General features: G+C 75.8%; 2 protein-coding genes. Both read left to right on the top strand.

All coding sequences use genetic code 11. The annotated features are described in order from the left end of the window. Positions 1-105: 105 nt before the first annotated feature. Positions 106-8754, top strand: a complete 8649-nt coding sequence (locus FHX78_RS00110) for a non-ribosomal peptide synthetase (RefSeq protein ID WP_145865405.1) — start codon at positions 106-108, stop codon at positions 8752-8754. Further along, positions 8747-12733, top strand: a complete 3987-nt coding sequence (locus FHX78_RS00105; protein ID WP_229924086.1) for a type I polyketide synthase — start codon at positions 8747-8749, stop codon at positions 12731-12733. The genes FHX78_RS00110 and FHX78_RS00105 overlap by 8 nt, the downstream gene beginning before the upstream one ends. The last annotated feature ends 22 nt before the right edge of the window (positions 12734-12755 follow it).

Genomic DNA, 12755 nt, shown 5'->3' with positions numbered 1-12755 from the left:
GCGTACCCCCACGCGGCGGCGGCACGCGGCGGCTGCCGCACCCGTCCGATCCGGCCGGGCCTTCGCCGTCCGGGACATTACGGCTTGCCACGTGAGGGTTGTGCTATGTCACTCCAGGAGGACGCACGTCGACCGCTGTCCGGAGCCCAGGAGGGCCTCTGGTACGCCGGACGGCTCGCACCGGACAGCGCCGCGTACAACACCGCGGAGGCGGTGGAGATCCACGGCCCCCTCGACACCGCCCTGTTCGAGACCGCGCTGCGGCGCACCGTCGGTGAGGCCGACACCTTCGCCCTGCGTTTCGCCGACACCGACGACGGCCCGCGCTGCCACCTCGCCCCGGACGCGCACGACTGGACCCTGCACCGGGTTGACGTCAGCGGCGCCGACGATCCCGAAGCCGCCGCGTGGGCCCACGTCCGCACCGATCTCACCGCCCCCGTGGACCTCGACAAGGGCCCGCTGTTCGCACACACCCTGCTGACCCTGGCCCCCGACCGGTTCCTCTGGCTGCTGAGGGCCCACCACCTCCTGCTCGACGGCTACAGCTACAAGCTCCTCGGGCGGCGCCTGGCCGAGACGTACAACGCCCTGGCCGAGGGGCGCGAGCCGGACCCCTGCGGCTTCGCGCCGGTGAGCCGGCTCCACGAGGAGGAGGCGGCCTACCGCGCCTCCGAGCGGTACGCCCGCGACCGCGACCACTGGGCGCGACGCCTGGCCGGCCTGCCGGAACCCGCCCGCCTCACCACCCGTACGGCCGCCCCCACCGCGCCCTTCCTGCGCCGCACCGCCGAACTGACGCCCGCCGAGACCGAAGCCCTCGACGCCGCCGCGGCCCGCCTCGGCGTCCGGCGCACCGACCTGCTGACCGCCGCCACCGCCGCCTACCTGCACCGCATGACCGGCGCCGGGGACCTGGTGCTGGGCCTGGCCACCATGAGCCGTCTCGGCAGCGCCGCCCTGCGCACCCCCGGCACCGCCTCCGACGTCCTCCCGCTGCGCGTGGCCGCCGCCCCCGACACGAGCCTCGCCGAGCTGGCGCGCGCCGTCGCCGACGAACTGGAGGCGCTGCGCCGCCACCAGCGCTACCGGGGCGAGTTCCTCCGCCGCGACCTGGGCCTGCTGGGCACCGGACGCCGGCTGTACGGGCCGGTGCTCAACATCGTCCCGTTCGACGAGTCCCCGGTCTTCGGCGGACACCCCACCACCTGGCACCACCTGTCCGGCGGAGCCGTCGACGACCTCCAGATCTCGGTGCGCCCCGGCGCCCGCCCCGGCGGACTGTGGCTGGCCCTCGACGCCAACCCCGCCCTGTACGAGGAGGACGAACTCGCCCTGCACCGCGACCGGTTCCGCACGCTGCTGCGCCGGCTGGCCGAGGCGGAGCCGACGACACCGCTGGGCGGCCTGGACCTCCTGCTGCCGGGCGAACACCCCCGCGACACCCCCGTGCACACGTACCCGGTCGAGCGGACCCTCACGGAGCTGTTCGAGGAGCGGGCGGCGGCCGGGCCCGAGCGGACCGCCGTCACCTGCGGGGACGAACGCCTCACCTACGCCGCGCTCAACGCCGAGGCCAACCGCCTGGCCCGGTTGCTGACCGAACACGGCGCCGGCCCGGGCCGGGTGGTGGCACTGGCCCTGGAGCGCGGCGTGCGGCTGCTGCCCGCCCTGCTGGCCGTCCTCAAGACCGGCGCCGCCTACCTGCCCCTGGACCCCGGTCACCCGGCCGAGCGGCTGCGGCTGGTCGTCGAGGACGCGGCCCCCGTCGTCCTCGTCACCGAGCGCGCCCACGCCCACCTCGCCCAAGAGGCCGTCCCCGTCGTCCGGTTGGACGACCCGGAGGTCGCGGCGGACCTCGCCCGCCGCTCCGCCGCCGACCTGAGCGACACCGACCGGCACGGGCCGGTGAGCCCCACCGACATCGCGTACATCATCCACACCTCCGGCTCCACCGGCCGCCCCAAGGGCGTGCCCGTCCCGCACGCGGCCGTCGTGCGGCTCTTCACCGCCGCGGCCGCGCGGTTCGACTTCCGCTCTGACGACGTGTGGACGCTGTTCCACTCCTACGCCTTCGACTTCTCCGTCTGGGAGATCTGGGGCGCCCTGCTGCACGGCGGCCGGGTCGTCGTCGTGCCGTACGCCGTCAGCCGCTCGCCGCGCGAGTTCCTGGAACTGCTGCACCGCGAGGGCGTGACCGTCCTCAACCAGACACCGTCCGCGTTCGAGCAGCTGATCGACGCCGACCTGGAACGGGGCGGGGACACCGGGGCGTTGCGCTACGTCGTCTTCGGCGGTGAGGCCCTGCGCCCGGCACGGCTGCGCCCCTGGGCCGACCGGCACGGCCTCGACCGCCCGGCCCTGGTGAACATGTACGGCATCACCGAGACCACCGTGCACGTCACCCACCACCGCCTCACCCGCGCCGACCTGGACGACCCGCGCCGCGGCAGCGTCATCGGCACCCCGCTCGCCGACCTCCGCGTCCACCTGCTGGACGCCGCGGGGCGCCCGGTGCCGCCCGGCGCGACCGGCGAGATGTACGTCTCCGGCGCCGGCGTCGCCGCCGGATACCTCGACCGGCCCGAACTGACCGCCGAACGCTTCCTCGACGACCCCTACGGCCCGCCCGGCACCCGCATGTACCGCTCGGGCGACCTGGCCCGGCGCCGCCCCGACGGCACGCTCGACTACGCCGGGCGCGCCGACGCCCAGGTGCAGCTGCGCGGCTTCCGCGTCGAACCCGGCGAGATCGAGGCCGTCCTCGCCGCCCATCCGGGCGTCGCCCGCGCCGCCGTCGTGCCCCGCCGCGCCGGCAACGGCGCCCTGCACCTCGTCGCGTACACCGTCCCCGCGGGCGACGACCCCGCGGACCCCGCCGAACTGCGCGCCCACGCCGCCGCCCACCTGCCCGAACACATGGTCCCGGCCGCCTGCGTCCCGGTGGACACGCTGCCGCTGACCGCGAACGGCAAGCTCGACGTCCAGGCCCTGCCCGCCCCCGACTTCACCGCCGCCGCGTCCGGCACCCGCCCTGCGACACCGCAACAGGCCCTGGTCTGCGCCCTGTTCGAGGACGTACTGAAACTGCCCCGGGACACCGTGGGCACCGAGGCCAACTTCTTCGACCTCGGCGGCGACTCCCTCCTCGCCACCCGCCTGCTGGCCCGCCTGCGGCACGCGACCGGCGCCGAGATCCCCATCACCGCCCTGTTCGACATGCCGACCCCGGCCGCCCTCGCCCGGCGGCTCGACGTCCGGGCGGACGACACCCCGCCCCGGCCCGCCCTTGGCGACACCGCACGCCCGCAGCGGGTGCCGCTGTCCTTCGCCCAGGAACGCATGTGGTTCCTGCACCGGCTCGACGAGGGAGCGGCCACCTACAACATCCCGCTCCTCGTCCCGGTCGACGCCGGCCTCGACACCGAGGCGCTCCGGTCGGCCCTCGGCGACCTGGCCGACCGCCACGAGATCCTGCGGACGGTGATCGCCGAGCACGACGGCGTCCCCCACCAGCGCATCCTGCCGCCGGGGGAGCTGCGCCCGGTACTGCGGCGGATCGACTGCCCCGCCGCGGAGACCGCCGCCCACGTCACCGCCGCACTGCGGCACCGCTTCGACCTCACCGCCGAAAGCCCCCTCGCCGCCTGGCTGCTGGGCACCGGCACCGAACGGTCACTGCTGTTCGTCCTGCACCACAGCGCCGCCGACGGCTGGTCGCTCGGCCCGTTCGCCGCCGACCTGAGCACCGCCTACGCGGCCCGCCGGGCCGGCCGGGCACCCACCTGGACCCCGCTGCCGGTGCAGTACGCCGACTACGCGCTGTGGCAGCGCGCCCTGCTGGCCCCCGCACCGGACGGCCCGGGCCGGCTGGAGCGGCTCACCGCCCACTGGCGCACCGCCCTGGACGGCCTGCCCGAGGAGTGCACCCTGCCCGGCGACCGGCCCCGCCCCACCGCACCGCGCGGCGGCGGCGCCCACGTCGAGGCCACCGTCGACGCCGCCCTGCACCGCGCCCTGCTGCGCCTCGCCGACCGCGAGGGCGCCAGCCTGTTCATGGTGCTGCACGCCGCCGTCGGCGCCCTGCTCACCCGCAGCGGAGCAGGCGAGGACATCGTCCTCGGCACCCCCGTCGCCGGCCGCACCGAACCCGCGCTGGACCCCCTGATCGGCCTGATCACCAACACCCTGGTGCTGCGCGCCGACACCTCCGGCGACCCCGCCTTCCGGGACCTCCTCGCCCGGCTGCGCACCGCCGACCTGGCCGCCCTCGACCACCAGGACCTGCCCTTCGACCGGCTGGTGGACGACCTCAACCCGCCCCGCACACCCGGCCGGCACCCCCTCTTCCAGGTGATGCTGGCCCTGCAGAACAACACCCCCGCCGTCCTCGAACTCGACTCCGCCCGAACCGAGTTGCGGCCCACCGCCACCGGCACCGCCAAGTTCGACCTCTTCGTGGACGTCCTGGAACGCCACACCCCCGAAGGCGCCCCCGACGGGCTGACCCTGCACATCGAGTACGCCACCGACCTCTACGACACCGGCACCGCCGAGGCGTTCACCCACGCCCTGCACGCAACCCTCCGCACGGTGGGCACCGACCCCGGGACCCGCCTCACGGAACTGCCCGCCCTGCCCGGGCGCACCCCCGCCCCGGCCGCCACCGACCCCGCGGAACTGGAGCACGCGGCCCTCGCCGTGCCCGGCATCCGCGACGCCCGCGCCCTGCCCGGCACCGACGGCACCCCACCGCGCCTGTACGTGGTGCCGGGCCGGGCGGACGCCGCCGAACGCGTCGAGGACGCCCTGGACCGCGCCGGCCGCGGCACCGTCCGCGTCACGGCGGTCAACGCGCTGCCCCGCGCGGCGGACGGCACCCTCGACACCGCGGCCCTGCGCGCCCTGCCCGCCGTCGACCGCACCGCGGCCGGAGCCTGGCGGGAACGCCTGGCCGCCCTCCCCGGCGTCACCACCGCCGAGGTGACGGTGGAGAACACCCCCGAGGAACTGGACCGCCGCCACACCGGCCTGCCCGACCGCACCACGGAACCCGCCCCCGCCCCCGCCCGCACCGACCGCGCGTCCGCCGTCCCCGCGCTCAGCGAGGGCCCCGTCCTGACCGAGCCGTCCGTGCCGAGCTGGGCCGAGGCCCTGCGCCGCGCCGCCGAACGGGACCGGGGCGACATCGTCCACGTCCACCCCGACGGCAGCGAACACCGGCGCACCTACGCCTCCCTCATCCCCGAGGCCTCCCGCGTCCTCGCCGGTCTGCGCCGGGCGGGCCTGCGCCCGGGCGACCGGGTCATCCTCCAGTGCGACGCCACCGAGGACTTCCTCGCCGTGCTGTGGGGCTGCGTCCTCGGCGGCTTCGTCGCCGTCCCGCTGACCGTCCCCGCCTCCTACGACACGCCCTCGGCGGCACTGACCAAGCTGGAGGGCATCTGGCGGATGCTCGGCCGGCCGTGGATCGTGTGCTCCGCCGGCCGCGAGACCGGGCTGCGCGCCCTCGCCGCCCGGCAGGACTGGCCCGGGCTGCGGCTCACCACGGCCGACGCGCTGCGCGAGGCACCCGAGGACCACGACTGGCACCCCGCCGGGCCCGACGACCTCCTGCTGATGCTGATGACGTCCGGCAGCACCGGCCTGCCCAAGGCGGTGCGGCTCACCCACCGCAACGTGCTGACCCGCTCCGCCGCCACCGAGCAGCTGAACGGGCTCGGCGCGGACGACGTCTCCCTGAACTGGATCCCGCTCGACCACGTCACCGGCGTGGTGATGTTCCACCTGCGGGACGTCTACCTGGGCTGCCGCCAGATCCACGCCCCCACCTCCTGGATCCTCCAGGACCCGCTGCGCTGGATGGACCTCGCCGACCGGCACCGGGTCACCGTCACCTGGGCACCCAACTTCGCCTTCGGGCTCCTCGCCGAGCAGTCCCACCGCTTCACCGACCGCACCTGGAACCTGTCCCCGATGCGGCTGGTGATGAACGCCGGTGAGGTCGTCGTCGCCCCGGCCGCCCGCCGCTTCCTGCACACCCTGAAGCCGTTCGGCCTGCCGCAGCACGTGATGCACCCCGGCTGGGGCATGTCCGAGACCTGCTCCGTGGTCACCGACGCCGTCCTGCCCGCCGAACCCGTACCGGGCGAGGGGACCTTCGTGAGCTGCGGCCTGCCCTACCCCGGCTTCGCCATGCGGATCGTCGACGAGCAGGGCACGCTCCTCACCGAGGGGGACGCCGGCCGGCTCCAGGTCCGCGGCACCTCCGTGACCGGCGGCTACCACGACAACCCGGCGGCCAACGCGGAGGCATTCACCGACGACGGCTGGTTCGACACCGGCGACCTGGCGTTCCTGCGGGACGGCGAGCTGTACATCACCGGCCGCGCCAAGGACGTCATCATCGTCAACGGCGTCAACCACTACAGCCACGAGATCGAGGCCTGCGTCGAGGAACTGCCGTACGCGGAACGCAGTTTCACCGCCGCGGTCGCGGTGCGCACCGACCCGTCGTCACCCACCGACGAACTGGCCCTGTTCCTCCACCTCACCCCCGAAGCCGCCGCCGACCCGGCCGCCGCCCTCCGCGAGATCACCGGCAAGGTCACCCGGGAGATCGGCGTCAGCCCGGCCTTCCTCATCCCGGTCGCGCGGGACGCCGTGCCCAAGACCGAGATCGGCAAGATCCAACGCACCAAGCTGCGCAAGGGCTTCGAGGCGGGCGACTTCGACGACGAGGTCCGCCGGACCCAGGTCCTGCTGGGCACCGCCGCGACCGTCCCCGACTGGTTCCTGCGACCGGTCTGGCAGCGGGCGGAACACCCCGGTGCCCCCGCGCCGGCGCCGGGCCGGCACACCCTCGTCCTGGCGGGCGGCGACCCCCGCGTCCGGGAGGTCGCGGAGCGGCTCGCCGACGCGCTGCGGTCCGCCGGCGGCCTGTGCACGGTGGCCGGGGAGGGAACGTCGTACGCCCGGCTCGACGCCGCGCACTACCGCCTGCGGACCACCGAGGAAGCCGACTACGGCGAGCTGCTGGGGCAGTTGGAGCACGACCAGCGACCGGTCGACGCCGTCCTCCACCTCGACGGGCTGCGCGGCACGGCGGAACCGGGGACGGCGCCGGACGACCCGGCCGGCGCGGAACAGTTGCTCGCCTTCGCCCGCGCCCTCGCCGCCCGCCCCGGCCGGCGCCCCGTCGACCTGGTGTACGTGACGGCGGGCGCGCAGGCCGTGCGCCCCGGCGACCGTCCCTCGCCGGCGCACGCCATGGCGGGCGCCCTGCTCAAGTCGCTGGGGGAGGAGTCCGGTCGGCTGCGCGGCGCACACCTCGACCTCGCGGGCGACGAGGGCGTGGACCCGCTGCCCGTCCTGCTGGCCGAGGCGACGGTCACCGCGGACGGCGCGGAGGTGGCGTACCGCGACGGGCACCGGTACGTACGCCGCCTCGCGCCCCTGCCCGACACCCCGGCCCGCGTCGAGCCGTCCGCGCACGACGGCTTCACCCTGCTCACCGGCGGACTGGGCGGCGTCGGCGCCGAGATCGCGGCGCACCTGCTCCGCACCCCCGGCACCCGGCTGCTGATCGTCGGCCGCACTCCGGCAGCCGAGGCCGCCGTCCCGGCGCGGCTGAGCGAACTGGGCGAGGTCCGCTACGCCCGCGCCGACGTCACCGACGAGCGCCAACTGCGGGCCGCGGTGGAGGCCGCCGCCGATGCGTGGGGCGTGCCCCTGGGGTCGGTCCTGCACCTGGCCGGCACGCTCGTGGAACGACCGGTGGACGGGCTGGACGCCGCCACCTGGCGCCGGGCACTGGAGGCCAAGGTGCGCGGCGCGTGGACCCTGCACCGGCTCACCGCCGACCACCCGGTCGGCTCCTTCGTCACCTTCTCCTCGGTGAACGGCTTCTTCGGCGGCGCCATGAACGCCGCCTACGCCGCCGCCAACGCCTACCTGGACGCCCTGGCCCACCACCGGCGCGCCCTCGGCCTGCCCGCGCAGTCCCTGGCCTGGAGCATGTGGCGCGAGCGCGGCATGAGCCGCGGCTACGGGCTCACCGCGCTCACCGAGGCCCGCGGCTACCGACTGCTCGACGTCCCCGCCGCGCTGCGCTCCTTCGACCTCGCCCGCACCCTGGACGAGCCGCACCTGCTGATCGGCGCCGACCGCACCGCCCCCTGGGTGCGCAGCCACGTCGCGGCCCCCGTACGGCAGACGCGGCGCCTGACCGCGCGCGTCGGCCTGGCGGACGGCACCGACCTGGGCGCCCTGTACCGCGCGGCGGCCGACGGCGCCCGCGCGGCCGGCCTGTCCGACGCGTGGACCCTGCGCTCGGCGGGCACCACCACCGCCCGTCCGGACGAGGACGGGGCGGAGACGGGAGAGGACCCGCGGCGGCTGGAGCACCGGCTCGCCGAGGTGTGGTGCGGCGTCCTGGGCCGCGACCGGGTGGGCCGGGACGAGAACTTCTTCGACCTGGGCGGTAACTCCCTGCTCCTGGTCACCGCCCAGACCGCCGTCAACCGCGCCTTCGGCACCGACCTGTCGGTGGTCGACCTCTTCGCCCACCCCACCGTCCGGGATCTCGCCCGCCATCTGTCGGAACGCGGCGCCGCCCCGGCGGCGGACCCCGAACCGTCACCCCGGCCGGAGACCGGCGGCGGCCTGGACCAGGCCAAGGAACAGGCACAGCGCCAGCGCGCCGCCCGCGCACGCCGCGCCGCACGACAAGGAAAGGACCGGGGCCGTGCGTGAACCCACCGTGCCGGACCGGTACGAGACGAAGCCCGCACATGACCCCATCGGGCAGGGCCGGTACGAGGAGAAGTCCGCACACGACCCCACCGGGCCGGACCGGTACGAGACGCAGCCCCCGCACAACCCCACCGAGCCGGGAGAGGACGAGGCACAGGCCGTGCACGACATCAGCACACCCCACGACGAGGACCTCCCCGCCGTCGCCGTCATCGGCATGGCGGGCCGCTTCCCCGGCGCCGACGACCTCGACACCTTCTGGGAGAACCTCGCGGCCGGCCGGGAGGCGATCCGGCCCGTCACCGACGAGGAGTTCCTCGCCGCGGGCGGCGACCCGCGCGACCTGGACGACCCGGCACTGATCCGGATGGCGTCCGTCGTCGAGGGCATCGACCGCTTCGACTCCGGCTTCTTCGGCTACAGCCCCGCCGAGGCCGCCGTCGTCGACCCCCAGCAGCGGCTGCTGCTGGAGACGGCGTACCACGCCCTGGAGGACGCAGGCTGCCTCGGCGGGGACCGTACGGGCGAGGCGTTCGGCGTGTACGCGGGCGCCGGCGACAGCCGCTACTACCCGGCCCACGTGTACCCGCGCTTCGCCGGGCAGCCCGGCTCGGTGGCGCTCGTCCACGCGGCCACCGCCAACTCCCTCGGCACCCTCGCCACCCGCCTCTCCTACGAACTGGGCCTCACCGGCCCGAGCGTGTCGCTCCAGACGGCCTGCTCCACCGCGCTGGTCGCCGTGCACACCGCCTGCCAGGACCTGCTGGACCACCGCTGCGACACCGCGCTCGCCGCCGCCGTCTCCCTCAACCCCTCCGCCGTCCTCGGCTACCGCCACGTACCCGACGGGCCGTTCTCGCCCGACGGCCACTGCCGCGCCTTCGCCGCGGACGCCGCCGGCACCTCCTCGGGCGACGGCGTGGGAGCCGTCGTGCTCAAACGGCTGGAGGACGCCCTCGCCGACGGCGACCGCATCCGTGCCGTCATCCGCGGCAGCGCCGTCAACAACGACGGCCGCCGCAAGGTCGGCTTCAGCGCGCCCAGCGCCCCCGGACAGACCGAGGTCGTCCTCGCCGCCCAGGCCCAGGCGGAGGTCGACGCCGGCACCATCGGCCTGATCGAGGCCCACGGCACCGCCACCAAACTCGGCGACCCCATCGAGGTGTCCGCCCTGACGGAGGCGTTCCGGCAGAGCACGCGACGGACCGGATTCTGCGCGCTCGGCTCGGTCAAGACCAACATCGGCCACCTCGGAGCCGCCGCCGGCATCGCCGGACTCATCAAGGCGGTCCTCGCCCTGGAACACCGGCAGATCCCGCCGAGCCTGCACTTCGACCGGCCCAACCCGCTCATCGACTTCGACACGAGCCCCTTCCGCGTGCCCACCGCCCTGGAGGACTGGCCCGCGGGGGAGCACCCCCGCCGCGCCGCCGTCAGCGCCTTCGGCATCGGCGGCACCAACGCCCACGTCATCCTGGAGGAGGCCCCGCCCACCGCCCCCGCCGCGCCCCGCCCGCCCGAGGACGAACGCCGCCTGGTGCTGCCCCTGTCCGCACGGACCGCAGGCGCCCTGCGCGGCCAGGCCGACGCACTCGCCCGGCACCTCGAACGCCGCCCGGAGCTGCGCCTGGACGACGTGGCCCACTCCCTGCGCACCGACCGGCCCGCGCTGCGCCACCGGCTCACCGTCACGGCGGCCTCCCGCGACGAGGCCCTCGACGCACTGCGCAGCGCCGCCCCCGCCACCGCGCCGCTCTCCGACGACCCGGCCCGCGTGGCGTTCCTGCTGCCCGGCGGCGGCACCCAGTACCCCGGCATGGGCGCGGAGCTGTACCGCGACCACACCGTCTACCGCGACACCGTCGACGAGTGCGCCCGCGTCCTGCGGCCCGTCCTCGGCACCGACCTGCGCACCGCCCTCTTCGAGGAACGGCGCCCCGACGACACCTCCGCCTTCCTCGGGCTCGTGGTCACCGAGTACGCCCTGGCCCGCACGCTCATCGAGTCGGGCGTACGCCCCGACGCGTTGATCGGCCACTCGCTCGGCGAGTACACGGCCGCCTGCCTGGCCGGCGTCATCGACCTCGAGGACATGCTGCCCCTGGTCACCGAACGCATCCGGCTCATCAGCACCGCCGGAGGAGCGACCGTCGGCGTCGCCGCCCCGGCCGAGGAGATCCGGCCGCTGCTCGACGACGAACTGTCCCTCGCCGCCGTCAACGGCCCCCAGGCCTGCACCGTCGCCGGACACCTCGACGCCGTCACCCGCTTCGAGGCCGAACTGACCCGCCGGGGCGTGCCGTTCCGCCGTCTGCGCATCCCCGTCGCGGCCCACTCCCACGTCCTGGACCCGGTCCTGCCGGCCTACGAGACCCACCTCCGCCAGGTCACCCTGCGCCCGCCGCGCATCCCGTACGTCACCAACGTCACCGGCACCTGGGTCACCGACGCCCAGGCCACCTCCGTACGCCACTGGATCGACCACACCCGCACCACCGTGCGGTTCGCCGACGGCATCGCCGCCCTCTGGGACCGTCTGCACCCCGTCCTCGTGGAGATCGGGCCGGGCGACACCCTGACCAAGCTGGCCACCGGCCGGCTCACCGACGAGGCACCGGTGACGGTGACCACCATGCGGCACGCCAAGGCCGAGGCGTCCGACGGGTTCGTCCTCGCCGAGGCGCTGGGACGGCTGTGGAGCGCGGGCGCGGACAGCGCCCTGCCCCCCGTGCCGGGCACGCCCCGGCGGGCCCCGCTGCCCCCGTACGCCTTCGACCGCCGGCGCCACTGGATCGACGCCCCCGGCGCCCGGACCGGCCCCGCCGCCCCCGACGACACCCCGGCCACGGCGGATTCCGGCGCCGGCCTCGCCCCGCGGCCCCGGCTGACGACGGAGCACGTACCGCCGCGCACCGAACGCGAACAGGCGGTGACCCGGCTCTGGGAGGAGACCCTGGGCATCGGCGGCATCGGCCTGCACGACAACTTCTTCGACCTCGGCGGCGACTCCATGCGTGCCGTGCTGCTGGCGGGCCGGCTCCGCCAGGCCGGCGTCCTCGACGTCCCGGCGGCGACCCTGCTCGCCGCGCCCACGGTGGCCGGGGTCCTCGCCTCCGCCGACGAACCGGACGGCACCACCACGGGGAAGGCCCCGACCGCGCTGAGCCCGCTCCTGCCGCTGCGCGCCGAGGGCACCGCCACACCCCTGTTCTGCGTCCACCCCGGCGCGGGCGTGTCCTGGCGCTACACCGGCCTGCTGCCCCACCTCGGCGGCGACCAGCCCGTTCACGGCATCCAGGCGGCCGGCCTCGACGGCACCACCCCGCCCGCGCCGGACGCCGCCGCCATGGTCGCCCACTACCTCGACCTGGTGCGCCAGGTGCAGCCGCACGGCCCGTACCGCCTGTTGGGCTGGTCCTACGGCGGATTCGTCGCACACGCCATGGCCTGCGCGCTCCAGCGGGACGGCGAGCGGGTCGAACTCCTCGCCATGCTCGACGCACCCCAGCCGCACGGCACCGCCCACGACCCCGACGCGGCCGAACGCCAGGTGGCGGCCCTGCTGTCCAGGGTGGCCGGACTCCCCGTCGAGCCCGGCGCGGCACCCCCGGACGTCGACACCGTCCTGGACCGGATCGGCGCCCGGGTCGCCGCCGACCCGTCGAGTTCCCCCGTCACCCGCGCCGAGGCCACCGCCATCGCCGCCGTCATGCGCAACAACCTGCGCATCGCACCCCAGTTCACCCCCGGCGTCTTCCGGGGCGACGTGCTGTTCTTCAGCGCGGCCGAGGAGGAACCCACGGACTTCCCGGCCGACCTGGCGGTACTGCCCGGCAAGGCCGACAGCTGGCGGCCCCACGTCGACGGCACCCTGCACGACCACCAAGTGCCCTGCGGGCACTACGAGATGACCGAACCCGAACCGATCGCCCGCATCGGCGAGACGGTCGCCAAGGCCCTGCGCGGCCTCGCCGGCTGAACAGGCCCCCGCCCGAGCACCC

The sequence above is a fragment of the Streptomyces capillispiralis genome (assembly GCF_007829875.1).
In the GTDB taxonomy this organism is placed as follows: Bacteria; Actinomycetota; Actinomycetes; order Streptomycetales; family Streptomycetaceae; genus Streptomyces; species Streptomyces capillispiralis.
Note: the sequence above shows the minus strand (reverse complement) of the source record. Positions and strands in the feature narration are given on the sequence as shown.